Annotated in this window: 26 protein-coding genes; 21 read left to right on the plus strand and 5 right to left on the minus strand. The window is 65.5% G+C overall.

Annotation, left to right across the window (positions count from 1 at the left end; genetic code table 11):
- Positions 1–2: 2 nt before the first annotated feature.
- Positions 3–3,020: an Rne/Rng family ribonuclease gene (locus tag QM748_RS03040; protein WP_415245586.1), complete on the minus strand. Its 3,018-nt coding sequence runs from the start codon at positions 3,018–3,020 to the stop codon at positions 3–5.
- 445 nt (positions 3,021–3,465) lie between these two features.
- Here QM748_RS03040 and QM748_RS03045 point away from each other — a divergent pair, with 445 nt between their 5' ends.
- Together QM748_RS03045 and QM748_RS03050 are read left to right on the plus strand one after the other, a co-directional pair.
- A complete protein-coding gene (locus QM748_RS03045; protein ID WP_415245587.1) occupies positions 3,466–4,425 on the plus strand; it encodes an RluA family pseudouridine synthase in 960 nt (319 codons plus the stop codon).
- Positions 4,418–5,074 carry an HAD-IA family hydrolase gene (locus QM748_RS03050; protein WP_415245588.1) on the plus strand — a complete coding sequence of 219 codons (657 nt, stop codon included), beginning with the start codon at positions 4,418–4,420 and terminating at the stop codon, positions 5,072–5,074. Before QM748_RS03045 ends, QM748_RS03050 begins: the two co-directional genes overlap by 8 nt.
- A gap of 13 nt (positions 5,075–5,087) precedes the next feature.
- On the opposite strand, the gene QM748_RS03055 is transcribed toward QM748_RS03050, so the two are convergent.
- Positions 5,088–6,506, minus strand: coding sequence for a PLP-dependent aminotransferase family protein (locus QM748_RS03055; RefSeq protein WP_415245589.1), 1,419 nt, complete (start codon positions 6,504–6,506; stop codon positions 5,088–5,090).
- A gap of 174 nt (positions 6,507–6,680) precedes the next feature.
- Here QM748_RS03055 and glyA point away from each other — a divergent pair, with 174 nt between their 5' ends.
- Positions 6,681–7,928 (plus strand): serine hydroxymethyltransferase, encoded by a 1,248-nt coding sequence (glyA, locus tag QM748_RS03060; RefSeq protein WP_415245590.1) that lies wholly within the window; start codon positions 6,681–6,683, stop codon positions 7,926–7,928.
- A gap of 33 nt (positions 7,929–7,961) precedes the next feature.
- Here glyA and QM748_RS03065 read toward each other — a convergent pair whose 3' ends face one another.
- Both QM748_RS03065 and QM748_RS03070 read right to left on the minus strand, forming a co-directional pair.
- A complete protein-coding gene (locus QM748_RS03065; protein WP_415245591.1) occupies positions 7,962–8,705 on the minus strand; it encodes an SAM-dependent methyltransferase in 744 nt (247 codons plus the stop codon).
- Positions 8,702–9,277: a Maf family protein gene (locus tag QM748_RS03070; protein ID WP_415245592.1), complete on the minus strand. Its 576-nt coding sequence runs from the start codon at positions 9,275–9,277 to the stop codon at positions 8,702–8,704. Before QM748_RS03070 ends, QM748_RS03065 begins: the two co-directional genes overlap by 4 nt.
- Positions 9,278–9,371: 94 nt before the next feature.
- Here QM748_RS03070 and QM748_RS03075 point away from each other — a divergent pair, with 94 nt between their 5' ends.
- From QM748_RS03075 to QM748_RS03115, 9 genes are all read left to right on the plus strand, one after another.
- Positions 9,372–9,917 (plus strand): YceD family protein, encoded by a 546-nt coding sequence (locus QM748_RS03075; protein ID WP_415245593.1) that lies wholly within the window; start codon positions 9,372–9,374, stop codon positions 9,915–9,917.
- Between the two features lie 29 nt (positions 9,918–9,946).
- Positions 9,947–10,126, plus strand: coding sequence for a 50S ribosomal protein L32 (gene rpmF, locus QM748_RS03080; RefSeq protein WP_068634644.1), 180 nt, complete (start codon positions 9,947–9,949; stop codon positions 10,124–10,126).
- 102 nt (positions 10,127–10,228) lie between these two features.
- Complete coding sequence (gene plsX, locus QM748_RS03085; protein ID WP_415248007.1) at positions 10,229–11,245, plus strand: phosphate acyltransferase PlsX; 1,017 nt, start codon at positions 10,229–10,231, stop codon at positions 11,243–11,245.
- Positions 11,242–12,207 (plus strand): beta-ketoacyl-ACP synthase III, encoded by a 966-nt coding sequence (locus tag QM748_RS03090; protein WP_415245594.1) that lies wholly within the window; start codon positions 11,242–11,244, stop codon positions 12,205–12,207. The genes plsX and QM748_RS03090 overlap by 4 nt, the downstream gene beginning before the upstream one ends.
- A 36-nt stretch (positions 12,208–12,243) precedes the next feature.
- A complete protein-coding gene (gene fabD / locus QM748_RS03095) occupies positions 12,244–13,173 on the plus strand; it encodes an ACP S-malonyltransferase (protein ID WP_415245595.1) in 930 nt (309 codons plus the stop codon).
- 2 nt (positions 13,174–13,175) lie between these two features.
- Positions 13,176–13,925 (plus strand): 3-oxoacyl-ACP reductase FabG, encoded by a 750-nt coding sequence (gene fabG, locus QM748_RS03100; protein WP_415245596.1) that lies wholly within the window; start codon positions 13,176–13,178, stop codon positions 13,923–13,925.
- Between the two features lie 90 nt (positions 13,926–14,015).
- Positions 14,016–14,255: an acyl carrier protein gene (gene acpP, locus QM748_RS03105; RefSeq protein WP_002930040.1), complete on the plus strand. Its 240-nt coding sequence runs from the start codon at positions 14,016–14,018 to the stop codon at positions 14,253–14,255.
- A gap of 92 nt (positions 14,256–14,347) precedes the next feature.
- Positions 14,348–15,583, plus strand: coding sequence for a beta-ketoacyl-ACP synthase II (gene fabF, locus QM748_RS03110; RefSeq protein WP_415245597.1), 1,236 nt, complete (start codon positions 14,348–14,350; stop codon positions 15,581–15,583).
- Between the two features lie 22 nt (positions 15,584–15,605).
- Complete coding sequence (locus tag QM748_RS03115; protein ID WP_415245598.1) at positions 15,606–16,106, plus strand: protein YgfX; 501 nt, start codon at positions 15,606–15,608, stop codon at positions 16,104–16,106.
- Here QM748_RS03115 and nadB read toward each other — a convergent pair whose 3' ends face one another.
- Entirely contained in the window at positions 16,107–17,699 is a 1,593-nt protein-coding gene (gene nadB / locus QM748_RS03120) for an L-aspartate oxidase (protein WP_415245599.1), read from the minus strand.
- 227 nt (positions 17,700–17,926) lie between these two features.
- Between nadB and rpoE the strand changes: the two genes are divergently transcribed.
- Genes rpoE through QM748_RS03165 form a run of 9 tightly spaced genes read left to right on the plus strand, consistent with a single transcriptional unit; the run spans position 17,927 to position 25,323 of the window.
- Positions 17,927–18,526, plus strand: coding sequence for an RNA polymerase sigma factor RpoE (rpoE, locus tag QM748_RS03125; protein ID WP_415245600.1), 600 nt, complete (start codon positions 17,927–17,929; stop codon positions 18,524–18,526).
- An 8-nt stretch (positions 18,527–18,534) separates the two neighbouring features.
- Entirely contained in the window at positions 18,535–19,095 is a 561-nt protein-coding gene (locus tag QM748_RS03130) for a sigma-E factor negative regulatory protein (RefSeq protein WP_415245601.1), read from the plus strand.
- Entirely contained in the window at positions 19,092–20,060 is a 969-nt protein-coding gene (locus QM748_RS03135; protein WP_415245602.1) for a MucB/RseB C-terminal domain-containing protein, read from the plus strand. Before QM748_RS03130 ends, QM748_RS03135 begins: the two co-directional genes overlap by 4 nt.
- Positions 20,060–20,554, plus strand: a complete 495-nt coding sequence (locus tag QM748_RS03140) for a SoxR reducing system RseC family protein (protein WP_415245603.1) — start codon at positions 20,060–20,062, stop codon at positions 20,552–20,554. The genes QM748_RS03135 and QM748_RS03140 overlap by 1 nt, the downstream gene beginning before the upstream one ends.
- Positions 20,551–21,984 carry a Do family serine endopeptidase gene (locus tag QM748_RS03145; RefSeq protein WP_415245604.1) on the plus strand — a complete coding sequence of 478 codons (1,434 nt, stop codon included), beginning with the start codon at positions 20,551–20,553 and terminating at the stop codon, positions 21,982–21,984. Before QM748_RS03140 ends, QM748_RS03145 begins: the two co-directional genes overlap by 4 nt.
- Positions 21,985–22,031: 47 nt before the next feature.
- Positions 22,032–22,301 (plus strand): glutaredoxin family protein, encoded by a 270-nt coding sequence (locus tag QM748_RS03150; protein ID WP_415248008.1) that lies wholly within the window; start codon positions 22,032–22,034, stop codon positions 22,299–22,301.
- A 52-nt stretch (positions 22,302–22,353) separates the two neighbouring features.
- Positions 22,354–24,150, plus strand: coding sequence for a translation elongation factor 4 (gene lepA, locus QM748_RS03155; RefSeq protein WP_415245605.1), 1,797 nt, complete (start codon positions 22,354–22,356; stop codon positions 24,148–24,150).
- 10 nt (positions 24,151–24,160) lie between these two features.
- A complete protein-coding gene (gene lepB / locus QM748_RS03160) occupies positions 24,161–24,949 on the plus strand; it encodes a signal peptidase I (RefSeq protein WP_415245606.1) in 789 nt (262 codons plus the stop codon).
- An 11-nt stretch (positions 24,950–24,960) separates the two neighbouring features.
- Positions 24,961–25,323 (plus strand): DUF4845 domain-containing protein, encoded by a 363-nt coding sequence (locus tag QM748_RS03165; RefSeq protein ID WP_415245607.1) that lies wholly within the window; start codon positions 24,961–24,963, stop codon positions 25,321–25,323.
- Position 25,324 lies beyond the last annotated feature (1 nt).

Consider the following 25,324-nt stretch of genomic DNA (forward strand, 5'->3'; position numbering starts at 1 on the left):
GCTTAGTTGCGCGTTTCGACCTGCTGCAGCGGTTCCTCGATGATGACGGGTGCCGGGCGTGGCTTGCGGCCGAGGCGAACCGGTTGTTCCGGGGCACCGGTACCGAATGCCGCGCATTTGGTCGGATCGGTTTCGATCATGACCAGGCCGCTTTCGGCCGGTGCCGGCACCGAGATCGGGGCGCTCGGTGCCATTGCTTCGGGATTGCCGGTCCGGGCTGCCATGGCCGCACGCTCGATCAGCGACGGGGCTGCGCCGGCTGCAGCCGGCGATGCGGCAGCGATGGGCTCGGCGGCCCGTGCGTTTTCCCCGGCGGCAGACTGGACGGCAACTTCCTCGACCGGTGCCTGGCTTGCCGGTGCCTCGATTGCTGCAGGCTGCTCCGTCTCGATTTCGCTTGCGAGCATGGCCGGGAACGGCGCTTCTGCTTCACCTGCTGCGGTTTCGACCGGCGCGGTTTCAACTGGCGCAGTGTGGCTTGTCTCGACTTCCGCGGCGACGACCGGCAACGGCGCAGCTTCTTCTGCTACGGGGGTTGCAGCCGTTTCAACCGATTCCGCTTCAACTGCGGCCTGCATTTCAGCCGGCAGCGCTTCGGTTGCCTCAGGCTCGGCTTGCTCCAGCGGAGCTTGCTGCGTTTCGGCCTGGACGGGCTCCGTCGAAGCGGGCGGTTCGGTCGCTTCGGCTGCAGTTTCAGCGGAGGCGGCAGCGCCTTCCTCGACTGGAGTGGCGAGAACGGTGCTGGCGCCTTCTACTGCTGCGTCTTCGGATCCTGCGCCGTCTTGTGCTGCAGCATCCGCCACGGCTTCGCCTGAACGGCGGCCACGGCCACGACCGCGGCGGCGGCGTTTCTCGCCGGCGGCGCCTTCTTCGCCGGCGGTGGTATCGGCCGGGGCGGCTTCAGCAGCGGTGGTGGCGGCAACGGCGGTCAATGCGGCAGCCGATTTCAGCAGTTCGTCGTTGCTTTCGGGCGCCGGGCTGCCGGCGGCCGGCGTTCCGGTGGCCGGCAAGGGTTCCGCCGCACGTTCGCTGTTGCGCTCACCACGGCTGCGGCCACGGCGTCCTTCCGCACGTTCGTTGCTGCGCTCGGTTTTTTCTGCGCGTTGCGGCTTGTCCGTCGCCTCGGTGCGTTCCTGGCGTTCGCTGCGTGCGCTGCGGCCGGGTTGCACCTCGCCATCGCGTTCGCCACGGCGGCCGCGGTTGCCGCCGTTGCGGCGCCCGTCGCCATTGCGCTCGCCGCGTGCGCGGGGTTCGCGCTTCGGTGCCGCTTCGGCGACGGGTTCGGGTACGGGGGCGGCCTGCGGCTTGCTGCCGGAGAACCAGCTCATGATGCGTGCCAGCAGCCCCTTCGGCTCGGCCGGAGCGATGTTTTGCTCGACTGGCTGTGCCGCGCTGGCTGTGACCGGTGCGGGCTGGGCTGGCGCGATGCCCTTGACGGCGGCTTCCTGGCGGGCAGGGCGGTCGTTGGCCTTGTTCGGCAGGCGCTCGGATTCCTCGGCAGGCTTCTGCACCATCTGGTAGCTGGCCAGGGCGATGTCCTCGGCGTTGAGCTGGTCGTGGCGCAGGCGGATGATTTCGTGCGCCGGGGTTTCGAGGTGGCGGTTGGGCACGATGATGAGCTGCACCTTGTGGCGCATCTCGATGCGGGCGATGTCGACGCGCTTCTCGTTGAGCAGGAAAGTGGCAACGTCGACCGGCACCTGCAGGTGCACCGCGCCGGTGTTCTCCTTCATCGCCTCTTCTTCGAGGATGCGGACGATGTGCAGCGCCGACGATTCGGTGCTGCGGATGTGGCCGGTACCGTTGCAGCGCGGGCAGGTGATGTAGCTGGTTTCGGCCAGGGCCGGGCGGAGGCGCTGGCGCGACAGTTCGAGCAGGCCGAAGCGGCTGATCTTGCCGGTCTGCACGCGGGCGCGGTCGTGGCGCAGGGCGTCGCGCAGGCGGTTTTCGACTTCGCGCTGGTTCTTGGCCGACTCCATGTCGATGAAGTCGATCACGATCAGGCCGCCGAGGTCGCGCAGGCGGAGCTGGCGGGCGATTTCGTCGGCGGCTTCGCAGTTGGTGCGGAAGGCGGTTTCCTCGATGTCCGAGCCCTTGGTGGCGCGGCCGGAGTTGACGTCGATCGACACCAGCGCCTCGGTGTGGTCGATGACGACGGCGCCGCCCGAGGGCAGGCCGACCTGGCGCGAGTAGGCCGATTCGATCTGGTGCTCGATCTGGAAGCGCGAGAACAGCGGCACGTCGTCGCTGTAGCGCTTCACGCGGGCGACGTTGGCGGGCATGACGTGGCCCATGAACTGGCAGGCCTGCTCATAGACGTCGTCGGTGTCGATGAGGATCTCGCCGATGTCCGGCTGGAAGTAGTCGCGGATGGCGCGGATGACCAGGCTGCCTTCCTGATAGATCAGGAAGGCGCCGCTCTGACCCTGTGCCGCGCCTTCGATCGCGCGCCACAGTTGCAGTAGGTAGCTCAGGTCCCACGACAGCTCTTCGGCGCTGCGGCCGATCGCGGCGGTGCGGGCGATCAGGCTCATGCCCTGCGGCACGTCGAGCTGGTCCATCGCTTCGCGCAGCTCGGCGCGTTCGTCGCCTTCGACGCGGCGCGACACGCCGCCGCCGCGCGGATTGTTCGGCATCAGCACCAGGTAGCGGCCGGCCAGCGAGATGTAGGTGGTGAGCGCCGCGCCCTTGTTGCCGCGCTCGTCCTTCTCGACCTGGACGATCAGTTCCTGGCCTTCCTTCAGTGCCTCCTTGATCGAGGCCTTGCCGGCGTCCACGCCGGGCTGGAAGTAGGAGCGGGAAATTTCCTTGAACGGCAGGAAGCCGTGGCGCTCGGCGCCATAGTCGACGAAGGCCGCTTCGAGGCTGGGCTCGATACGAGTGATGACCGCCTTGTAGATGTTGCTCTTGCGTTCTTCCTTCGAGGCCGATTCGATATCGAGGTCGATCAGTTTCTGACCATCCACGATCGCGACGCGCAGTTCTTCGGCCTGCGTCGCATTGAAAAGCATGCGCTTCATTTGGATCGTTCTCCCGCGTCAAGAGCACGGGCAGGACGAACGGCGCGCACCATCGCGCTTTCCGGGTTCAGGAGCGATTGGGTAGGGCTTCTGTTTGCATCCGGTGGGTTAGTCGGGCTGTGATGGGTCGGCTGGTCGATATTCTCTTGTTCCCGCCAGCGGGCCGGTGGAGGGGCCGCCGGGCCGGAACATTTGATCCTGCATGTGCGAGTAACGCGTCAAAATCCAACCCAGGGGCTGGACGGGTGTATCGAAGTTGGCGATTGCGTTACCATCGGCGCCTTTTTCGGCATTGGATGGCACGCAGCGGCGACGCCGGGAGCGCTCTTCAGGGCTCATCGCCAGCAGTTTGCCGTCGTCGGGGGTCCGTCGTTTCGACGTACGGAGCCTCGACGTGATGCACTTGGCTGGCAGCGACCGGGTCGACCGCCCGAAAGTATATTTCATGACGACTATCGAAGGCAAAAGCATTGCGGTAAGACACGAGCGCATCGACGAGGCCTCGGCCGGGCAGCGCATCGACAATTATCTGCAGCGTATCGCCAAGGGTGTGCCCAAGAGCCACATCTACCGCATCCTGCGCAGCGGCGAGGTGAGGGTGAATGGCGGCCGGGTGCAGCAGACCTACCGCCTGGCCGAAGGCGACGAAGTGCGCATTCCGCCGATCCGCACCGCCGAGCCCGTGCGCAGCACGCCTGCGCCGGCAGGCAGGCCGTTGCCGGTGGTGTACGAGGACGACGCCTTGATCGTCATCGACAAGCCGGCGGGAAAGGCTGTGCATGGCGGCAGCGGCGTCAGCTACGGCGTCATCGAGCAGTTGCGGGTGCAGCGGCCGGAAGTGCGCATGCTGGAACTGGCGCACCGCCTCGACCGCGAGACCTCGGGCCTGCTGATCGTGGCCAAGAAGCGTTCGGCCCTGACCGTGCTGCACGACATGCTGCGCGAGGGGCGCGTCGAGAAGCGCTACCTGACCCTGGTGCCGGGGCGCTGGAACAACCCCTTGCAGCACGTGAAGGCGCCGCTGCTGAAGTACCTGACCGCCGAGGGCGAGCGCCGCGTGCGCGTCAGCGACGAGGGCAAGCCTTCGCACAGCATCGTGCGGCTGGTGAAGCGCTGGCGGGACTACAGCCTGCTCGAGGTGGAACTGAAGACCGGCCGCACCCACCAGATCCGGGTGCATCTGACCCACCTCGGCTTTCCGCTGTGCGGCGACGACAAGTACGGTGATTTCGCCCTCAACAAGCGGCTGGAAGGCGAGGGCCTGAAGCGCATGTTCCTGCACGCGGCGCAGCTGTCCTTCCAGCACCCGCTGACCGGCGAACCGCTGTCCTTCGAGGCGGCGCTGCCGCCGGAGCTGCAATCCTTCATCGATGGCCTGGGCGCCGCGGAGAAAGTGAATGGCTGAGCGCTTCGATCTGATCGTGTTCGACTGGGACGGCACGCTGCTGGATTCGGCAGCGGCCATCGTCCATGCCATCCAGGCTTCGTGCCGCGACCTGAATCTGCCCGAGCCGAGCGACGAGCAGGCGCGCTACGTGATCGGGCTGGGCTTGGGCGAGGCCTTGCGTTATGCGGTGCCCGCGCTGCGCGAAGCCGACTACGACTCGATGATCGAGCGTTACCGCCATCACTTCCTCGCCCGGGATCGCGAACTGCGGCTGTTCGACGGTGTGCCGCAGTTGATCGCCGAGCTTGCCGGCCGCGGCCGCATGCTGGGCGTGGCGACCGGCAAGAGCCGGGTCGGCCTGGACCGGGCGCTGGCGCATACCGGGCTGGGGGAATATTTCCTGGCGACGCGTTGTGCCGACGAATGCTTCTCGAAGCCGCATCCGGCGATGCTGGAGCAGTTGATGGACGAACTCGGCGCCGATCCGGCGTGCACGCTGATGGTGGGCGACACCACCCACGACATGCAGATGGCGCGCAACGCCGGCGTGGCCGGGCTGGCGGTGGGCTTTGGCGCGCATCCGCTGGCGGCGCTGGAGGCCGAACGGCCGCTGGCCTGCGTCCGCACGCCAGGCGAGATGGTGAGCTGGCTGCTGGAGCGCGCCTGAACGTAGGCCCGGCTCAAAGCCAGAGGGCGTCGGCTGTTTTCAGCAGCCCTGCAAGCTTTGCCAGCACGAAGCGCAGCTGGCCGCGTGTGCCGCCCATGATCGCGATGCGGATGAAGGCCTGGGCTTCGCCGTCACGGTTCATCGCGAACGATGATCCCGGGGCGACGATCAAGCCGTGGCTGCGGGCCATGCTGGCGAACTGATCGCCGCTCGACCACCGCGGCGGCAGTTTCAGCCAGATGTGGAAACCGGCCGGTTGTGTGCGGAACTCGAACTCCCCGAGCGCTTCGCGCACGATCTGTTGCCGCGCGCGTGCCTCCTGTTGCTGCGCCCGGCCGAGTTCTTCGGCCTTGCCGCCATTGATCAGGATCGTGGCGATCTGTGCCGCGAGCGGAGAGACCATCCATATGCTCGTCCGCACGCTCGCCGCAAGCCCGGGCAGCCATTCGGCCGGCGCATGGATGTAGCCGAGCCGCACGGTTGACAGGACCGACTTCGAGAGGCTGGTGAGATAGACGGAACGCTCGGGCGCAAAGCTGGCGAGCGGTGCGGCGCCGGTAGGCACGAGAAATCCGTATATGTCGTCATCGACCAGCGTGGTGTCGAATTCACGCACGATTTCGGCGATCTGGCGTCGTCTGTCCGCAGGCATCACGCTGCAGGTGGGGTTCTGGCAGTTGGCGATGCAGATGACCAGGGCGGGGCGCTCTTCACGGCAGGCTTCGCGCAAGGTGTCCGCCTGCATGCCTGCCTCGTCGAGTTTGATCCCCTTCAGACGCCGGCCGAGGCCATGTACCACGGAAGCGACGCCCGGATAGCAGAGGGATTCGCAGAAAACGAGGTCGCCGGGGCGGGTCAGTGCGTTGATCACCACCCATAGCCCATGCTGGCCGCCCGCGGTCAGTACGACCTGCTCCGCCCGGGCTGGCAGGCCGGCCTGCTGCATCCATGTCGCGCCTGCCTGGCGATGAGGCGGCAGGCCCCCGTCCGGCGTGTAATCCAGCATCTCAGGCAGGTAGGAAGCCTGTGCCAGATCAGCCAGTGCGGCGCGGAGATAAGGCTCCTGAATCTCCAGGTTGGGTTTGACGATGGACAGGTCGACCCGGTCGCTGGCCAGATCGGAAGCGGTTGCCGGAATGGGCCGCGAAAGAGGGGGCGATCCGGTGGAGAGCGGCCGAACGTCGCCGCCATTGCCTGCCTCCCTGACGAAGGTGCCACGCCCCACCTCGCCGTCGACCAGCCCACGGCGCTGGGCCAGTTCGTATGCGCGACCGACCGTGCCTGGCGTCACCCCCAACTGGGCTGCCAGCTCCTTCAGCGTCGGCAGCCGGCTGCCGCTAGCCAGCCGGCCCGCCTGGATGTCACGTTCGAGGGACGCGGCTATGCGTTCATAAAGAGGGCCGTCGGACTCGAAAAGCGTTGGCTGCCACATGGTCGAGATTCATTGATTGGGTGCAATGGAGCAGGGGCTCAATCATAGCATCCGCTCTGATCGCGTAATACTTGTAAATTGAATCGATGTGTTGACGTTATTTGATTGGTGTTTTAATGTTATTTGACCGATTTAATCGAATCAATTTATCATTGACCACATGTAAGGATTGCCATGTTTGCGCATGAAACTCACAACATTTCGCGAATCGATCCCGAGATCGCAGATGCCATCCAGCGCGAGAATCTGCGCCAGGAGCGACATATCGAATTGATTGCCTCGGAGAACTATGTCTCGCCGGCCGTCCTCGAGGCGGTGGGGTCGCAACTGACCAACAAATACGCAGAAGGCTATCCGGGTAAGCGTTACTACGGTGGTTGCGACTTCGTGGATGAGGTGGAACGGCTTGCCATCCAGCGTCTGAAGGAGCTGTTTGGTGCCGAAGCGGCGAACGTCCAGCCGCATTCGGGTTCGCAGGCCAACCAGGCGGCGTTCTTCGCGCTTCTGAACCCGGGTGACACCATCCTGGGGATGAGTCTTGCCGAAGGGGGGCATCTCACCCACGGCATGCCGCTCAACATCAGCGGAAAGTGGTTCAAGGTCGGTAGTTATGGCCTGAACGCGCGGCAGGAAATCGACTACGATGCGATGGAGCGCCTGGCTCATGAGCTGCGGCCGCGGTTGATCATCGCCGGCGCGTCGGCCTATGCGTTGCGCATCGACTTCGAGCGTTTCGCCAGGGTGGCCCGCGACGTCGGCGCCTTTTTCATGGCGGATGTCGCGCACTACGCCGGCTTGATTGCCGGCGGGGTCTATCCCAATCCCGTGCCCTGGGCGGATGTCGTGACATCCACCACCCACAAGGGGCTGCGAGGCCCTCGCGGCGGCGTCATCATGGTGAAGGAGGAGCACGAGAAGGCGATCAATGCCGCAATCTTCCCCGGCATGCAAGGCGGCCCGCTGATGCACGTCGTCGCGGGCAAGGCGGTTGCATTCAAGGAGGCGTTGCGTCCGGAGTTCAAGGCCTACCAGCAGTCGGTCCTGGACAATGCTGCGGCGATGGCAGCCGTGCTGGTGGAGCGGGGCCTTTCCATCGTGTCGGGCCGGACCGAAAGCCATCTGATGCTGGTCGATTTGAGCGCTGTCGGGCTGACGGGCCAGGAGGCCGAACGCATTCTCGGGCGGGTGGGCATCACCTGCAACAAGAATGCGATCCCGAACGATCCGCGGAAGCCGATGGTCACCAGCGGCATCCGCCTGGGCAGCCCGGCCATCACGACGCGAGGCTTTGGTGCCGGCGAGGCCCGCCTGGTCGGTCGCCTGATCGCCGACGTCCTGCATGCCCCGCATGATGGCGGCGTGCTGGAACGGGCGGGAAGCCAGGTTCGCCGCTTGTGCGACGAATTTCCTGTCTACGCCTGAGCGGCAGGCCCATCGATGGGCTTGCTTCGTTCCTCAGGCCAGCAGCAGGAACAGGCAGGGCCGCTTCGCCAGCACCGGGCGGGCCGTCTTCTTCCATTCGCGCACGCTACGGGTGTGAATGGCTTCCTCGGCAGTGTTGAGCTCGCGGGCGACGCAGATGCGGGTGTCCGGCTTCAGTGTCTTCAGCAGTGCGTCGAACATGCGTTCGTTGCGATAGGGCGTCTCGATGAAGATCTGCGTGCGGCCGAGCTTGCGCGATTCGTCTTCCAGCGCACGCAGCGCGGCGTCGCGGCCGATTTCCTCGACCGGCAGGTAGCCGTGGAAAGCGAAGCTCTGGCCGTTCAGGCCCGAGCCCATCAGGCCGAGCAGGATGGATGACGGCCCGACCAGCGGCGCGACGCGGATGCCGAGCGCGTGGGCGCGCGCCACCAGGCGGGCGCCTGGGTCGGCGACGGCGGGGCAGCCGGCGTCCGACATCAGGCCCAGGTCGCGGCCTGCCAGTGCGGGCGCGAGCAGGGCGTCGAAAGCCGCGTCCTGTGCGCTTGAGGGGTCGGACGGCAGTTCGCGGATGTCGGTGTCGCGCAGTGGGCGAGGGTAGTCGAGCCGTTTCAGGTGGGCGCGCGCGGCACGGGCGTTTTCGACGACGAAGTGCTCCAGGCCGGCGGCGACCGCCTGCGCCTGGGCAGGCAGGAAGCCGGGCCAGGGCGTCTCGCCGAGGGAAACAGGCACCAGGAACAGCGTGCCGTGTACGGCGGCGGGAGCTTGGGCGGTGTTCATGGCAGGGCGAGGCCTTCGGCACGCAGCATGCGCGACAGGGCGATCAGCGGCAGGCCGATCAGGGCCGTGGGGTCGTCGCCGGACAGGGCTTCGAGCAAGGTGATGCCGAGGCCTTCCACCTTGGCGCTGCCGGCGCAGTCCAGTGGCCGTTCGGTGGCGACGTAGCGGCGGATTTCGTCGTCGCTCAGGGTGCGAAAGCGCACCTGTGTCGGCACGCCTTCGACCTGCAGTCGGCCGCTGCGGGTGTTGAGCAGCGCCAGTGCGGTATGGAAAACCACGGTCTGGCCGCTCATCTGCCGCAGTTGGGCGATGGCGCGCTCCTCGCTGCCCGGCTTGCCGAAGATCCGGTCGCCGATGTGGGCAACCTGGTCGCTGCCGATGATCAGCGCGTCCGGCCAGGCCGATGCCACGGCGCGTGCCTTGTCGGCGGCGAGGCGCTCGGCCGTGGCGTCGGGGGCTTCGCCGGGCAGCGGGCTTTCGTCGGTGTCGGGGCGTGCGGTCTCGAATGGGATGGCCAGGCGTTCGAGCAGCATCCGCCGGTAGGCGGACGTGGAGGCAAGGATCAGCTTCATCGGGTGCTTCGGCGGGAGGGATGGGGGCGGCGTGAGGAGTGGCGCCTTTGATTGCTTTGACACAAAGCCTGAAAAAATAATATCATGCTCGGCTATGTCGCAACGAAGCGCGTCGCTCGGCAGGATTGCCGATCCCTTCCGTTTCGCCGCCGAGGCACGGACCCTGTCGGGCGAGGTCGAGGTGGCGGAATTGTCGCGTCTGGCCGATGTGCTGGCCAGTGCTGCGGGCGTGGTGAGCTGGAGGGTCGAAGGTTCGCTGGCCGAACGGGCGCTCGCCGGAGGCGGCTTGTCCGGTCGGCAGGAACCCCGGCTCAGGCTGACGCTCGAAGGGCTGCTGGACTTGCGTTGCCAGCGCTGTCTGGCGGGTTTCGACTGGCCCCTGGCTGTCGAAACCCTGCTGCAGCCGGTGCGAGCGGGCCAGCCGATTCCCGACGAGGAACTCGAAGACGACGAAGTCGATGCGATCGAGGTCGAAGAGGATCTCGACGTGCTGGCGCTGGTCGAGGATGAAATCCTGCTGGCCCTGCCGATCGCACCGCGACACGAACAATGTGAGGCGCCCCGGGGAATCAACGGGGCCAACGAAGAATCGCCTTTCGCTGCGCTGGCGTCGCTGCGAGGCAGTCATCGCGCAGACTAGGCGCATCAATTTGTCTCAGGAGTATTTCCATGGCCGTCCAACAGAACAAGAAGTCCCCCTCGAAGCGTGGCATGCACCGTTCCCACGATTTCCTGACCGCCCCGGCACTGGCTGTCGAGCCGACCACCGGTGAGGTCCACCTGCGCCACCACGTCAGCCCGAGCGGCGTCTATCGTGGCAAGAAGGTCATGAAGGCCAAGGGCGAGTAATCCCGCTCCCAGTACGCGAAGGCGGCGTATGGCGCTTTGCGCCTGCGCCGCTTTTTTTCCGCGCATCTCCCACACTTTCCGCCTGAGTCACGCCAGATGCCGATAGGTGTCACCATTGCGATCGACTGCATGGGTGGCGATCACGGCCCGGCCGTGACCGTGCCCGCCGCGCTGTCCTTTCTTCGCAGTCATGCCGATGCAAACGTAATCCTGGTCGGCCGGGAGGAGGCGATCCAGCCTCTGCTCGGCACGGCCCAGTCCCAATTCGGTGCCCGCCTGAGGCTGCACCCGGCGTCGGAGGTCGTCACCATGGACGACCCGCCGGCGATCGCCATGCGCAACAAGAAGGATTCCTCGATGCGCGTGGTGATGGACCTGGTCAAGGCCGGGGAGGCGAGCGCCGCGGTGTCGGCCGGCAATACCGGCGCGCTGATGGCGATTTCGCGCTTCGTGCTGAAGACGCTGCCTGGCATCGACCGGCCGGCCATTGCTTCCGTGCTGCCTTCGATGAAGGGGCATACCTACGTGCTAGACCTCGGCGCCAACGTTGACTGTTCGGCCGAGAATCTGCTGCAGTTCGGCGTCATGGGTTCGTCGCTGGTTGCTGCCATCGAGCACAAGGAGCGGCCGAGCGTCGGCCTGCTCAATATCGGCGAAGAAGCCATCAAGGGCAACGACGTGGTGAAGGAGGCTGCCGATCTGCTGCGCGTCAGCGGACTGAACTTCTACGGCAACGTGGAGGGCGACGACATCTACGAAGGCACGGTGGATGTGGTGGTGTGCGACGGTTTCGTCGGCAACGTTGCGCTCAAGTCCTCGGAAGGACTGGCACAGATGCTGGGGGCGATGCTCAAGCAGGAGTTCAGCCGCTCGCTGCTGACGAAGCTGATGGCCGCGGTGGCTCTGCCGGTGCTCAAGCGCTTCAAGCAGAGGGTCGATCATCGCCTCTACAATGGTGCGCCGCTGCTGGGCCTGCGCGGAGTGGTACTCAAGAGTCATGGGTCGGCCGACGTGCTTGCTTTCAGCAATGCGCTTTCCCGCGCAGCCGAGGCGGCGTCGAACCGGCTCGTCGAACGGATTTCCGAACGGATGGCGAGCATGAATGAGGTGAAGGCATGATCTATGCAAGGATCGCGGGCACGGGCAGCTATCTGCCTGGTGAGCCGGTCAGCAACGACGATCTGGTCGCACGCGGCATCGATACCTCGGATGAATGGATCATCAGCCGCTCGGGCATCCGCAGCCGTCATCTGGCCGCTGCGGACGTCGGCGCCAGCGATCTGGCGAGGGTCGCCGCCGAGCGTGCGATCGAGGCGGCAGGCTGCGAGGCCGAGGACGTCGATCTGATCATCGTCGCGACCTCGACGCCGGACTACATCTTTCCGAGCACGGCAACGCTGCTGCAGTCCAAGCTCGGCATCCGCAACGGCGGGCCTGCATTCGACGTGCAGGCGGTGTGCAGCGGCTTCGTCTACGCCTTGTCGGTGGCGGAAAAATTCATCCGTTCCGGCAGTCACAGACGCGCGCTGGTGGTCGGCGCCGAAGTGTTCTCGCGCATCCTCGACTGGTCGGATCGCGCCACCTGCGTGCTGTTCGGCGACGGCGCCGGCGCGGTGGTGCTCGAAGCGTCTGAGCAGCCGGGGATTCGTGCCTCGGCACTGCACGCCGATGGCAGCCATCATCCGATCTTGTGCGTGCCCGGCGGCGTCGCTTCGGGTCAGGTGATCGGCGACCCTTTCCTGCGCATGGATGGCCAGGCGGTGTTCAAGTTCGCGGTCAAGGTGTTGGGCGAAGTGGCTCACGAAGTGCTCGAAACTGCAGGCGAGAGTGCCGGCAGCGTCGATTGGCTGATTCCGCACCAGGCCAACATCCGCATCATCCAGGCCACGGCAAAGCGCCTGGGCCTGTCCATGGACAAGGTCATCACCACGCTCGATCATCACGGCAATACTTCCGCTGCGTCGATTCCGCTGGCGCTGGACGAAGCGGTGCGCAGTGGCCAGATTCGCCCCGGACAGCGCATCATCGTCGAAGGCGTCGGCGGCGGCTTTACCTGGGGCGCGGCCCTGATCGACTTCTGATTCCTCATTCCAACTTCTGACAGCCGGAGAGCAGGCATGGCATTTGCACTGGTTTTTCCCGGGCAGGGTTCGCAATCGGTCGGCATGATGGCCGCTTACGGCGAATCCGCAGTGATTCGTGAAACCTTCGCCGAAGCGTCCGATGCGCTGGGCGAGGATCTGTGGGCCATGGTGTGCGAAGGCCCGGCCGAGCGCCTGGCGCTGACGGTCAATACCCAGCCGCTGATGCTGACGGCCGGTGTCGCCGCCTGGCGTGCCTGGCTGGCGGCGGGCGGTCCCAGGCCGGCGCTGGTGGCCGGGCACAGCCTGGGCGAATATTCCGCATTGGTCGCTGCCGGTGCGATGGCCTTCAAGGACGCGGTGCCGCTGGTGCGCTTCCGCGCCCAGGCGATGCAGGAGGCGGTTCCCGCCGGCGAAGGCGCGATGGCCGCGGTGATGGGCCTGGATGCCGACGCGGTGCGCGAAGCCTGTGCCGAAGCCGCGCAGGGGCAGGTGGTCGAGGCCGCCAACCTGAATGCGCCGGGCCAGATCGTCATCGCCGGGGCCAAGGCCGCGGTCGAGCGCGCCGGCGAGATCGCCAAGGCCAAGGGTGCCAAGCGTGCCGTGCTGCTGCCGGTGTCCGCGCCTTTCCATTGCGCGCTGATGCGCCCGGCGGCCGAACGGCTGGCCGAGCGGCTGGCGAATGTCGTCATCAGCCGGCCGGAAATCGACGTCATCAACAACGTCGATGTCGCCGTCTACGACGATCCCGAGAATATCCGCGACGCCCTGGTGCGCCAGGCCTATTCGCCGGTGCGCTGGATCGAGCTGGTCCAGGCGATGGCGGCGCGCGGCATGAGCCACGTCATCGAATGCGGCCCGGGCAAGGTCCTGGCCGGCATGACCAAGCGCATTGCCAAGGACGTGGAAGGCGGTTCGGCGCACGATGCGGCGAGCCTCGAACAGTCGATTGCGGCGGTGAGGTGAATATGAGTTTCTCGCTTGAAGGGCAGGTTGCGCTGGTCACCGGCGCATCGCGCGGCATCGGCCGCGCCGTGGCGCTGGAACTGGGCCGGCTCGGCGCGACCGTGGTCGGTACCGCCACTTCCGAGGCCGGTGCTGCCGACATCGACAAGGCGCTGGCCGACGCGGGTATCAAGGGTGCGGGCATGGCACTCAACGTGACCGATGCGGCGTCCTGTGAGGCCCTGGTTGGTGAAGTCGAGAAGCGCTTCGGCGCGGTCTCGATCCTGGTGAACAATGCCGGCATCACCCGCGACAACCTCGCGATGCGGATGAAGGACGACGAGTGGGATGCGGTGCTCGACACCAATCTGCGCGCGGTCTTCCGCATGAGCAAGCTGGTCATGCGCGGCATGATGAAGGCCCGCACGGGCAGGATCATCAACATCACTTCGGTGGTGGCCAGCGCCGGCAATCCGGGCCAGGCCAACTATGCCGCCGCCAAGGCCGGCGTCGCCGGCATGACGCGCGCGCTGGCGCGCGAGCTGGGCAGCCGCAACATCACCGTCAATTGCGTGGCGCCCGGTTTCATCGATACCGACATGACGCGTGCGCTGCCGGAAGCCGCGCGCGACGCCCTGCTGGGCAACATCGCGCTCGGCCGTCTGGGCCGCCCGGAAGAGATCGCCGGGGCAGTTTCTTTCCTTGCCTCGCCTGCCGCCGCCTACGTGACCGGGACCACCCTGCACGTCAATGGCGGTATGTACATGTCCTGATCGTTGGTCAGGATAGCGGTTCGGCCGGGTTTTGGTAGAATACGCCGGCTTTTTCAATACACCCGTTACCCTCAGGGAAGGAGTTAGTTCATGGAGAACATCGAACAGCGCGTCAAGAAGATCGTCGCTGAGCAACTTGGCGTGAACGAATCGGAGATCAAGACCGAATCTTCGTTCGTCGATGATCTGGGCGCGGATTCGCTGGACACCGTGGAGCTGGTCATGGCCCTCGAAGAAGAATTCGAGTGCGAGATCCCGGACGAAGAGGCCGAGAAGATCACCACCGTCCAGCAGGCGATCGACTACGTCAACGCCCACCTCAAGAAGTAATTCACTTCTCGTCAGTGAACGCAGTCCGGGCATCGCTGTAGCGGTGTCCGGATGCGCTTGTCTTCATTCCATCGATTTCAACGGAGTTGCCCGTGTCGCGTCGTAGAGTCGTCGTCACCGGTCTGGGTGCCATTTCGCCAGTCGGCAATACTGTTCCCGAAGCCTGGGAAAACCTGCTTGCCGGCAAGAGCGGCATCGGACCGATCACCCGTTTCGACGCGAGTGCGTTTTCGGCCAGGATCGCGGGCGAGGTCAAGAACTTCGACGTCACCGAATACCTGTCGGCCAAGGAAGCGCGCCGCATGGACGTGTTCATCCACTATGGCATGGCGGCGGGTATCCAGGCCATTCGCGACTCCGGCATCGTGGTCGATGAAAGCAACGCCGATCGCATCGGCGTGAACATCGGCTCCGGTATCGGCGGCCTGCCGATGATCGAGGAGACGCACGACGATTTCCTCGGCGGCGGGCCGCGCAAGATTTCGCCTTTCTTCATTCCGGGCACCATCATCAACATGATCTCGGGCAACCTGTCGATCATGTACGGCATGAAGGGGCCCAACCTGGCAGTGGTCACCGCCTGCACCACCGGTCTTCATGCCATTGGCATGAGTGCGCGCATGATCGAGTACGGCGACGCCGACGTGATGGTCTGCGGCGGCGCCGAATCGACCGTCACCAATCTCGCCATCGGCGGCTTCGGCTCGGCCAAGGCGCTGTCCACCCGCAACGACGATCCGGCGACGGCCAGCCGGCCGTGGGACAAGGACCGCGACGGCTTCGTGCTGGGCGAGGGCGCCGGCGTGATGGTGATCGAGGAGTACGAACACGCGGTGCGACGCGGCGCGAAAATCTACGCCGAAATCGCCGGCTTCGGCATGAGCGGCGACGCCTACCACATGACTGCGCCGGACACCGACGGTCCGCGCCGCAGCATGGTCAACGCGATGAAGAACGCCGGTGTGACGCCCGACCAGGTTCATTACCTGAATGCGCACGGCACTTCGACGCCGCTGGGCGACAAGAACGAGACCGATGCGATCAAGCTCGCCTTTGGTGCCGATGCGGCGAAGAAGCTGGTGGTCAATTCGACCAAGTCGATGACCGGCCACCTGTTGGGCGGCGCAGGCGGTCTGGAGTCGGTGTTCACCGTGCTCGCGGTGCATAACCAGATTTCGCCGCCGACGATCAACATCTTCGAGCAGGATCCGGAGTGTGACCTCGACTACTGCGCCAACGTCGCCCGCCCGATGAAGATCGATGTCGCACTGAAGAACAACTTCGGTTTTGGCGGCACCAACGGCACCCTGGTGTTCCGCAAGGTCTGAATGGAAGGCGCATGGTGATGCCATGCACTTTCCGCTGAGCGTTCCGCTTGCCCCTTCGAGGGCCGTGATGGCGTCAATCCTGGCCGCGCATGTCGTGGCGGGATTGGCGCTTTTTCATGTGCCGGGGCTGATGCCGATACCCTTGGGCGAACCGTGGCCGCCGCTGCGCATGTTGGGTGGCGTGCTTTGGTGCATGCTGCCCTTGTCGCTGTTCCTCGCCCTTGCCCAGGAGCGGGCCAAGCAGGATCTGGTACTCGTGCTCGGGGGCAATGGCGGTTTGAGTCTGCAATGCCGTGCCGCTGGTGGAGTCTCTGCCATTGGCGGCTATCGGCTCGCCCCCGGCGCGGTCGATTTTGGCTGGGCCATCTGGCTGCCGCTCGTCGGCCCATTGGGCGAGGCCAGTTCGCCGCCGGCGAAATTCCGGCGGCGGCTGATGCTGCTGCGGGCCAACATGGCGCCGGTGCATTGGCGGTTGCTGAGGATATGGCTGCGGCACAAGGCCGCGCCGTTGCCCAGCGCCTGATCAGGTCTGGCGCTTGCGTGGCGGGCGCAGGATGGTTTCACGCGCCCGCGGCAGCAGATCCGGGTAGTCGCGCGAGTGGTGCAGGCCGCGGCTTTCCTTGCGCTTGAGCGCGCAGGAGACGATCAGGTCGGCGGTGACCACCAGGTTGCGCAGTTCGATGAGGTCGTTGGTGACGCGGAAGTTCGAGTAGAACTCGTGGATCTCGCGTGCCAGCAGGCGAATGCGATGCTGTGCCCGCTTCAGGCGTTTGGTGGTGCGGACGATGCCGACATAGTCCCACATCGCGCGGCGCAGTTCCGCCCAGTTGTGCGAGATCACGACTTCCTCGTCGGCATCGGTGACGCGGCTCTCGTCCCAGGCGGGCAGCGCCGGGGCCGGGCGCTTCGGCTTCGCCAGGATGTCGTTCGCCGCCGCTTCGCCATAGACCAGGCATTCGAGCAGGGAATTGCTCGCCAGGCGGTTGGCGCCATGCAGGCCGGTGTGGGCCGATTCGCCCACCGAATACAGGCCGGGCACGTCGGTGCGCGCCGCCAGATCGGTGACGATGCCGCCGCAGGAATAGTGCGCGGCGGGCACCACCGGGATCGGCTCGCGGGTGATGTCGATGCCGAGTTCCAGGCAGCGGGCATATATGTTGGGGAAGTGCGAGCGCAGCCACTCGGTCGGCTTGTAGCTGATGTCCAGATACACGCAGTCGAGGCCGCGCTTCTTCATCTCGAAGTCGATCGCGCGGGCGACGATGTCGCGCGGCGCGAGTTCTTCGCGCGGATCGTGCTCGGGCATGAAGCGGGTGCCGTCGGGCAGCTTGAGCAGGCCGCCTTCGCCGCGCACGGCTTCGGAGATCAGGAACGACTTGGCCTGCGGATGGTAGAGGCAGGTCGGATGGAACTGGATGAACTCCATGTTCGCCACCCGGCAGCCGGCACGCCAGGCCATCGCCACGCCGTCGCCGGTGGCGACGTCGGGGTTGGTCGTGAACAGGTAGACCTTGCCGGTGCCGCCGGTCGCCAGCACGGTATTGCGCGCGGCGAAGGTCACGACCTTGCCGGCTTCGATGTCGAGCACGTAGGCGCCGAGGCAGCCTTCGTCCGGCTGGCCGACCTTGTCGCCGAGCACCAGATCGACGGCGATGTGATGCTCGAAGATGTCGATGTTCGGATGCGCGCGCACCTGGGCCGACAGCGTCGACTGCACCGCGGCGCCGGTGGCGTCGGCGGCATGGATGATGCGCCGGTGCGAGTGGCCGCCTTCGCGGGTGAGGTGGTAGCCCAGCTGCGAGTCGGCTTCGCGGGTGAAGGGCACGCCGCGATCGATAAGCCACTCGATGGCACGCTTGCCGTTCTCGACGACGAAGCGGGTGGCCTCGGCGTCGCACAGGCCGGCGCCGGCGGTGAAGGTGTCCTGGACGTGGGCTTCGATGCTGTCGGCGGTGTCGAGCACCGCGGCGATGCCGCCCTGGGCCCAGTTGCTGGCGCTGTCGGACAGTTCGCGCTTGGTTACGAGGGCGACACGCAGGCTGTCGGCGAGCCTGAGCGCCATGGACTGGCCTGCCGCGCCGCTGCCGAGGATGAGTACGTCGTACTGTTTCAGCAAGATGTCGCTCGCGCTCAAGGGAAAGGGCCAAAAATATAGCACGCGGCGCGACAGTCAAGGGCGTGCCGGCGCACTGCACGCAGCTTGCCGGATCGCCCGTCCGGTGCATGAACTAATCCAGGAGGGGCGTGTCTGTCCCTCTGTCTTCGATCTTTGGTGAGAGCAGGGGTGCTCGCTTATAATCCGGCGGCTTTGTCATTCGAATATCCGGAAAGAACGAACACTCCATGACCGATCGCGAAATCGATCAGCAACTCGTCGAGCGCGTGCAGCGCGGCGACAAGCAGGCTTTCGGCTTGCTGGTATCCAAATACCAGCGCAAGCTGCATCGCCTGCTGTCGAGGTTGATCCGCGATCCAGCCGAAGTCGAAGATGTGGCGCAGGAAACCTTCATCAAGGCTTACCGTGCGCTGGGGTCGTTCCGCGGGGATAGTGCGTTCTATACGTGGTTGTACCGGATCGGTATCAACACCGCGAAGAACTATCTGGTCTCGCAGGGACGCAGGGCACCGACTTCGACGAGTTTCGACTCCGAAGAAGCGGAGACCTTCGAAGACGGCGATCAACTGCGTGACATCAACACGCCCGAGAGGCTGATGATGACGCGCCAGATCGGCGAAACCGTCGAGGAGGCGATGGCGGCTCTACCCGAAGAACTGCGGACAGCCATCATGTTGCGCGAACTGGAAGGCCTCAGCTACGAGGAGATCGCCAACATCATGGAGTGCCCGATCGGTACGGTGCGCTCGCGGATCTTCCGCGCGCGCGAAGCGATTGCAGAACGCCTGCGGCCGTTGCTGGACACGGCCCAGGACAAACGTTGGTAGGTGCAGGAATGAAGGACAAACTGTCGGCCCTGATCGATGGAGATCTCGACGAGAACGCGGTACGCCAGGTTTTCGACGGCTTGCGACGCGACACATCGCTGAGGAAGGATTGGGATGCTTATTGCCTGATCGGCGACGTCATCCGTGGCGAGCAGGCCGGTTCGGCGGATTTCGTCGGGCGTGTGATGGCCGGTCTCGACGACGAGCCCATCGTGTTTGCACCTGCGGCATCCAAGGAATCCGCCGCCCGGCGCAGCGTCGTGCGGACCTTGATGCCGGTTGCGGCTTCGGTGATGGGAGTGGCGGCAGTGGGCGTCGTCGCGGCGACGCTCTACTCGCAGGAGGCGAGCGGACCTGCGGCAGTGGAAGTCCAGCGGATTGCCGCGCAGCCGCTCATCGCCACTGTCAGTGTGCCTCCACCGGCATCGCTTGCGGCAGGAATCCAGAACGCAGCTGACGACCCCCTGCGTGAATATGTTTTCGCCCATCAGGGTGTCAGTAGCGGGCCGGTGCCCGCTGGCGTGCAGTATGTGAGATCTGTCTCTGCATCGGGTGGAGCGGGCCGATGAGGCGTCTGGCCGCCGTCTTTGGCGTCTGCGCCGCCTTGCTGCATCTCCCTGTCCTGGCCGAAGCGCCGGGCGACCCCCTGTCCTGGATGGCTCGCATCGCATCGGCCGGGCAGCGGCTCAATTATGTCGGTACTTTCATGTACCAGTCCGGAACGCATGTCGAAACCTCGCGCATCGCGCACCGGGTGGATGGCGGTGTGGAGTACGAGCGCCTCGAGGCGCTGGACGGCAGTCCGCGCGAAGTGATCCGCAGAGGCATGGAAGTGCGCTGCATGCTGCCGGACCAGAAGCTTGTCATCATCGACGAAGCCTCCAGCCGGCGTGCCTTCCCGGCGCGGATCCCGGCCTCGCCCGTCGGTCTTGCCGAAAGCTATCGCATCCGCAAGGGCGGCATCGTCCGTGTCGCCGGCATGGAAGCGCAGGCGCTCATCTTCGAGCCGCGGGACGATCTGCGCTATGGCCACACGCTGTGGGCGGAGGTCCAGTCAGGGCTGCTGCTCAAGGCGCGCACCGTCGATGAAGCGGGCCGACTGATCGAGCAGTTCGTCTTCAGTGACGTACGCATCGGTGGCGAGGTCGGCGACGAGTTGCTTGCGCCGCACTTCAAGGATGTCGATGACTGGCGCTTCGTCAATGCGCGCGGCAGCGATCTGGCGCGCGCCGACAGTGGCTGGACAGTGGCGGAAGAGGTGCCCGGTTATACCTTGACCTCGGTGATGCGCAGGCCGCTCGGCCCTGAGCGGGGCCAGGCGGTGCATATGGTCTTCAGCGATGGTCTGGCTTCGGTCTCGGTATTCATTGAGCCGGCCGCCGATGGCGCGTCGGTAGGTCTCGGGCCGCTGGCCAGCGGCGCCATCAATGTTTACAAGCGCTCGCTCGAAGGGCATTTGATCACCGTGCTTGGTGAAGTACCCGAGCGGGCGGTCAAGCGCATCGGCGACGCGATTCGGCCTTCCGTAGAGTAATGCAGGCCGTGGCGCAGGTGCTGCGCGTCGAGGAAGGGCGCGTTCGGCTGCGTGTGTCCGATATGGGCGGTGGCTGCGGGCGCTGCGACGAGCCGGGCGGATGCCGTTCGCTGCAGATCGCCCGGGTGTTTGGGCGGTCCAAGGCCGAATTCGTGCTGCCGACTGAGTTGCTGCTGCAGGCCGGTGATACCGTTCTCGTCAGTATTCCCGACGGCTCGCCGCTCAAGGCCGCGATGGCGAGCTATGGACTTGGCGCTGTCCTGCTGATGGCGGGGGCTGCGCTCGGCAGCGTGGCCGCAGGGCAAGAGGGGGCCGATTTCGGTGCCGCCTGCGGCGCTCTTGCCGGCCTGGCGCTGGCGTTCGCGGCCAACCGCCTGTTGTTTCGCAGCCGTGGCTGGCGTTCTCGGCTGAGCATGGAAGTCCTGCCGCTACCCCGGCCCCACCAAAACGCTTCGCAGGCCGCGTGCCTGCAGTCGCTCCAGGAACCCCGATGAGCTTCGTCACCTTTCGCTGCAGTCTGGCCTTCGCTGCAACCCTGCTGTTCGTGCCGTTCGCGCCAGCGGCGAGTCCGGCCGCAAGTCTGCCTGATTTCTCCGCCCTGGTCGAAAAGCAGGGGGCTGCCGTGGTCAATATCAGCGCCATCCAGGTGCGCGGGGAGCGGCCGCAATCGTCGACGCCTTTTCCGGGGCTCGACGAGTCGGATCCGATGTTCGATTTCTTCCGCAAATTCATCCCGCGCCGGCATGAATACCCAGGCGCCGACCCCGAAAACCAGTCGCTGGGATCGGGCTTCATCATCAGCGACGACGGCTACATCCTGACCAATGCCCACGTCGTCGAGGAGGCAGAGGAAATCCTCGTCCGTCTCGCGGACAAGCGCGAGTACACGGCCAGGGTGATCGGCGCGGATGTGCGCAGCGACGTCGCGCTGATCAGGATCGAGGCCAGTGGCTTGCCGCACGTCGTGCTGGGTGATCCGGATAGGCTCAAAGTGGGCGAGTGGGTGGTGGCGATCGGCTCTCCGTTCGGCTTCGACCAGTCGGTGACGGCCGGCATCGTCAGCGCGAAGGGGCGTTCGCTGCCGGACGAGAATTTCGTGCCCTTCATCCAGACCGACGTAGCGATCAATCCGGGCAATTCCGGTGGTCCGCTGTTCAACCTTCGGGGCGAGGTCGTCGGCATCAACTCGCAGATATACAGCCGTACCGGCGGCTTCATGGGGCTGTCGTTCGCGATCCCGATCGATGTCGTGATGGATGTGCAGCAGCAGTTGCGCACCAAGGGGCGGGTGCAGCGCGGCCGTATCGGCGTGGCCATCCAGGAAGTGACGCGAGACCTGGCCGATGGTTTCGGCCTGCCGGGCGCGTCGGGCGCTCTGGTCAGTTCGGTCGAGCCCGGTGGGCCGGCCGCCAGAGCGGGGGTGCAGCAGGGCGATGTCATCGTGCGTTTCGCCGGCAGGGGGGTGGATGCTTCCAGCGACCTGCCGCGCATCGTCGCGGCCGTCCAGCCGGGAGAGAATGCGGAACTGGAGGTGTTCCGCGATGGCAAGCCCATGACGCTCAAGGTTCAGGTCGGTGAATGGCAGGATCCGAAGGAGGCAACTGCCGCCAGCGCTGCACCACGTGCCGTCCCGGCGGCGAACAAGCTCGGGCTCGCGCTGTCGGCGCCGACCGCGGCGCAGCGGCGCGAGCGGGGGATCGAGGGCGGGCTCATCGTCGATCGTGTCCAGGGCGCTGCAGCCAGGGCAGAGATCCAGCAGGGCGACGTGATCCAGGCCATCGTCTTCGGCGGGCGCCAGATCAAGCTGGCGTCGGTGGAAGAATTCAACCGCCTGATCGGCGGCGTGGAGCAGGGCCAGAAAGTGACGCTGCTGGTCATGCGCGGCGAAACCACCTCCTACGTCAGCCTGCGAGCAGGGAAATGAGTGCGGCCGGCGGCGGTCCGGCCGGTCAAGGCCCTGCCGGCGCAGCCATGGCCGGCCAGCCCCGCACATTCACCGTCCTCAGCCGCGAGTGGTGCCACTTGTGCCACGATCTCGTCGCTGCGCTGGAGCCCATTGCAAAGGAATATGGCTGGGCGATCGAAGTCATCGATGTCGACCAGCATCCCGAACTGGAAGCACGCTGGGACGAACTCGTCCCCGTCCTGCTGGCGGGGGAGGCGGAACTCTGCCATTACCATCTGGACGAGGCGGCGGTGCGCGCTTACTGCACTGGTTTTCCGCTAGAATCGCAGGCTTGACGACGCCAACCATTCCGAAAACGGGTGCTGCAAGGCACCCTTTTCGTTTCGCATGAACCACATCAGAAATTTCTCCATCATCGCCCACATCGACCATGGCAAATCGACCCTGGCCGACCGACTCATCCACTTCTGCGGCGGCCTGTCCGACCGCGAGATGGAGGCGCAGGTGCTCGACTCGATGGACATCGAGCGCGAGCGCGGCATCACGATCAAGGCACAGACGGCTGCGCTGAGCTACAAGGCGAAGGATGGGCAGGTCTACAACCTGAACCTGATCGACACGCCGGGACACGTTGACTTTTCCTACGAGGTCAGCCGCTCGCTGTCCGCCTGCGAGGGCGCGCTGCTGGTGGTCGACGCGTCGCAGGGGGTCGAGGCGCAGACGGTGGCGAACTGCTACACCGCGCTCGACCTGGATGTCGAAGTGGTGCCGGTGCTGAACAAGATCGACCTGCCGGCGGCCGACCCCGACAACGCGCGCAGCGAGATCGAGGACGTCATCGGTGTCGATGCTTCCGAAGCCATCCTGTGCTCGGCCAAGACCGGCCTGGGCGTGGAGGATGTGCTCGAAGCCATCGTCGCGCGCGTGCCGCCGCCCCAGGGCAACGCCGACGGCCCGCTGAAGGCGCTGATCATCGATTCGTGGTTCGACAACTACGTCGGCGTGGTGATGCTGGTGCGGGTGGTCGATGGTGTGCTGAAGCCCAAGGACCGTATCCTGCTGATGTCGACCGGCGCGCAGTATCCCTGCGACCAGGTCGGCGTGTTCACGCCGCGTTCGGTCGCGCGCGAGCAGCTGTGCGCGGGCGAGGTGGGTTTCATCATCGCCGGCATCAAGGAGCTGGAGGCCGCCAAGGTCGGCGATACGGTGACGCTGGCGAACCGCCAGGCCGCCGAGCCGCTGCCCGGCTTCAAGGAAATCAAGCCGCAGGTGTTCGCTGGCCTGTATCCGGTGGAATCGTCCGAGTACGACCAGCTGCGCGACTCGCTCGAGAAGCTGCGGCTCAACGACGCCTCGCTGCAGTTCGAGCCGGAAGTGTCGCAGGCGCTGGGCTTCGGCTTCCGCTGCGGCTTCCTCGGCCTGCTGCACATGGACATCGTGCAGGAGCGGCTGGAGCGCGAGTTCGACATGGACCTGATCACCACCGCGCCGACGGTGGTGTACGAGGTGGTGCTGAACGACGGTTCGGTGATCCACGTCGAGAACCCGGCCAAGCTGCCGGATTCGGGCAAGTACCAGGAAATCCGCGAGCCGATCATCACCGCGACGATCTTCCTGCCGCAGGACTACGTCGGCCCGGTGATCACGCTGTGCAACCAGAAGCGCGGCAACCAGGTCGACATGCGCTACCACGGCCGCCAGGTGCAGCTGATCTACGAACTGCCGATGAACGAAGTCGTGATGGACTTCTTCGACAAGCTGAAATCGGTATCGCGCGGCTACGCCTCGCTCGACTACGATTTCAAGGAGTACCGCACGGCCGACCTGGTCAAGCTCGACCTGATGGTCGGCGGCGAGAAGGTCGATGCGCTGTCGGTGATCGTGCACCGCGCCAGCGCGCAGTACCGCGGCCGCGAACTGGCCGCCAAGCTGCGCGGCCTGATCCCGCGCCAGATGTTCGACGTGCCGGTGCAGGCGGCGATCGGCGCCCACATCATCGCCCGCGAGACGATCAAGGCGCTGCGCAAGAACGTGCTTGCCAAGTGCTACGGCGGCGACATCACGCGCAAGAAGAAGCTGCTCGAGAAGCAGAAGGAAGGCAAGAAGCGCATGAAGCAGGTCGGCAACGTCGAGATTCCCCAGGAGGCCTTCCTGGCGGTGCTGCGCACCGACGAAGGCAAGTGACGGACAACACATGAATTTCGCCCTCATCCTTTTCCTGCTGCTGGTCGTCAGCGGCGTGCTGTGGTTCTTCGACCGTTTCCATGCGCGCAAGCTGCGTGCCGCCAATGCCCCCGCGCCGTGGTGGGTCGAATACGGCGCCAGCTTCTTCCCGGTGATCCTGATCGTGTTCGGCCTGCGCTCCTTCGTCGTCGAGCCGTTCAAGATTCCGTCCGGTTCGATGATTCCCACCCTGCTGGTGGGTGATTTCATCCTGGTGAACAAATGGACCTACGGCATCCGCCTGCCGGTGATCAACAAGAAGATCGTCGAGGTGAACATGCCGCAGCGCGGCGACGTGATGGTGTTCCGCTACCCGGCCGATCCTTCGCTGGACTACATCAAGCGCGTCGTCGGCCTGCCGGGCGACCGCGTCGAATACCTCGACAAGCGGCTGACGATCAACGGCGAGGCCGTGCCCATCACCGAGGCAGGCAGCTATCTGCACCCGGACCGGCTGTACTACTCACCGCAGTACACCGAGAAGCTGGGTGCGGTCGAGCATTCGCTGCTGATCGAACGCGATGCGCCGGCCTTCGTGCCGCAGGTGATGAATTTCCCGCAGCGCGAGCTCTGCACCTACACCAGCCGAGGCGTCGCCTGCACCGTGCCGCCGGGCCATTATTTCGTGCTGGGCGACAACCGCGACGCCAGTGCAGACAGCCGGGTATGGGGTTTCGTGCCGGAAGAGAACATCGTCGGCAAGGCCTTCTTCATCTGGTTCAACTTCAACGACATGAAGCGTATCGGCAGCTTCCACTGAGGGAGACGGGCATGGGCATGAAGCATCAACGCGGCGTCAGCCTGATCGGCGTGCTGCTGTTCGGAGCCATTGGCGTGTTTGTGCTGCTGATGGTCTTCCGCACCATTCCGGCCATCACCGAGTACATGGCGATCCAGCGCATCGTCGGCGTGCTTGCCACCGAGGGCGACAATGGCGCGAGCCCGGCCGAACTGCGGCAGAGCTTCAGCCGCCGTGCCGAGGTCGACGACGTGTCGTCGGTCGCAGCGGCCGATCTCGACATCGTCAAGGACGGCAATCAGACCGTCATCGAAGTCGATTACGAACGCGTGGTGCCGATGGTGGCCAATGTCAGCCTGCTGATCGAATTCAACGTCAGCAGCAAGGCGCGCTGAC

The sequence above is a fragment of the Thauera sp. genome (genome assembly GCF_047601425.1).
Classification (GTDB): domain Bacteria; phylum Pseudomonadota; class Gammaproteobacteria; order Burkholderiales; family Rhodocyclaceae; genus Thauera.

Coding starts and splice junctions, on each gene's coding strand:
- lepA (WP_415245605.1), top strand. CDS start 22,354: ATGAACCACATCAGAAATTTCTCCATCATCGCCCACATCGACCATGGC.
- QM748_RS03050 (WP_415245588.1), top strand. CDS start 4,418: ATGGCTGAGCGCTTCGATCTGATCGTGTTCGACTGGGACGGCACGCTG.
- QM748_RS03140 (WP_415245603.1), top strand. CDS start 20,060: ATGCAGGCCGTGGCGCAGGTGCTGCGCGTCGAGGAAGGGCGCGTTCGG.
- QM748_RS03165 (WP_415245607.1), top strand. CDS start 24,961: ATGGGCATGAAGCATCAACGCGGCGTCAGCCTGATCGGCGTGCTGCTG.
- rpmF (WP_068634644.1), top strand. CDS start 9,947: ATGGCCGTCCAACAGAACAAGAAGTCCCCCTCGAAGCGTGGCATGCAC.
- QM748_RS03075 (WP_415245593.1), top strand. CDS start 9,372: ATGTCGCAACGAAGCGCGTCGCTCGGCAGGATTGCCGATCCCTTCCGT.
- acpP (WP_002930040.1), top strand. CDS start 14,016: ATGGAGAACATCGAACAGCGCGTCAAGAAGATCGTCGCTGAGCAACTT.
- QM748_RS03090 (WP_415245594.1), top strand. CDS start 11,242: ATGATCTATGCAAGGATCGCGGGCACGGGCAGCTATCTGCCTGGTGAG.
- QM748_RS03065 (WP_415245591.1), bottom strand. CDS start 8,705: ATGAACACCGCCCAAGCTCCCGCCGCCGTACACGGCACGCTGTTCCTG.
- QM748_RS03145 (WP_415245604.1), top strand. CDS start 20,551: ATGAGCTTCGTCACCTTTCGCTGCAGTCTGGCCTTCGCTGCAACCCTG.
- glyA (WP_415245590.1), top strand. CDS start 6,681: ATGTTTGCGCATGAAACTCACAACATTTCGCGAATCGATCCCGAGATC.
- QM748_RS03130 (WP_415245601.1), top strand. CDS start 18,535: ATGAAGGACAAACTGTCGGCCCTGATCGATGGAGATCTCGACGAGAAC.
- fabD (WP_415245595.1), top strand. CDS start 12,244: ATGGCATTTGCACTGGTTTTTCCCGGGCAGGGTTCGCAATCGGTCGGC.
- QM748_RS03135 (WP_415245602.1), top strand. CDS start 19,092: ATGAGGCGTCTGGCCGCCGTCTTTGGCGTCTGCGCCGCCTTGCTGCAT.
- QM748_RS03040 (WP_415245586.1), bottom strand. CDS start 3,020: ATGAAGCGCATGCTTTTCAATGCGACGCAGGCCGAAGAACTGCGCGTC.
- QM748_RS03055 (WP_415245589.1), bottom strand. CDS start 6,506: ATGTGGCAGCCAACGCTTTTCGAGTCCGACGGCCCTCTTTATGAACGC.
- QM748_RS03150 (WP_415248008.1), top strand. CDS start 22,032: ATGGCCGGCCAGCCCCGCACATTCACCGTCCTCAGCCGCGAGTGGTGC.
- QM748_RS03070 (WP_415245592.1), bottom strand. CDS start 9,277: ATGAAGCTGATCCTTGCCTCCACGTCCGCCTACCGGCGGATGCTGCTC.
- lepB (WP_415245606.1), top strand. CDS start 24,161: ATGAATTTCGCCCTCATCCTTTTCCTGCTGCTGGTCGTCAGCGGCGTG.
- rpoE (WP_415245600.1), top strand. CDS start 17,927: ATGACCGATCGCGAAATCGATCAGCAACTCGTCGAGCGCGTGCAGCGC.
- fabG (WP_415245596.1), top strand. CDS start 13,176: ATGAGTTTCTCGCTTGAAGGGCAGGTTGCGCTGGTCACCGGCGCATCG.
- QM748_RS03045 (WP_415245587.1), top strand. CDS start 3,466: ATGACGACTATCGAAGGCAAAAGCATTGCGGTAAGACACGAGCGCATC.
- QM748_RS03115 (WP_415245598.1), top strand. CDS start 15,606: ATGCACTTTCCGCTGAGCGTTCCGCTTGCCCCTTCGAGGGCCGTGATG.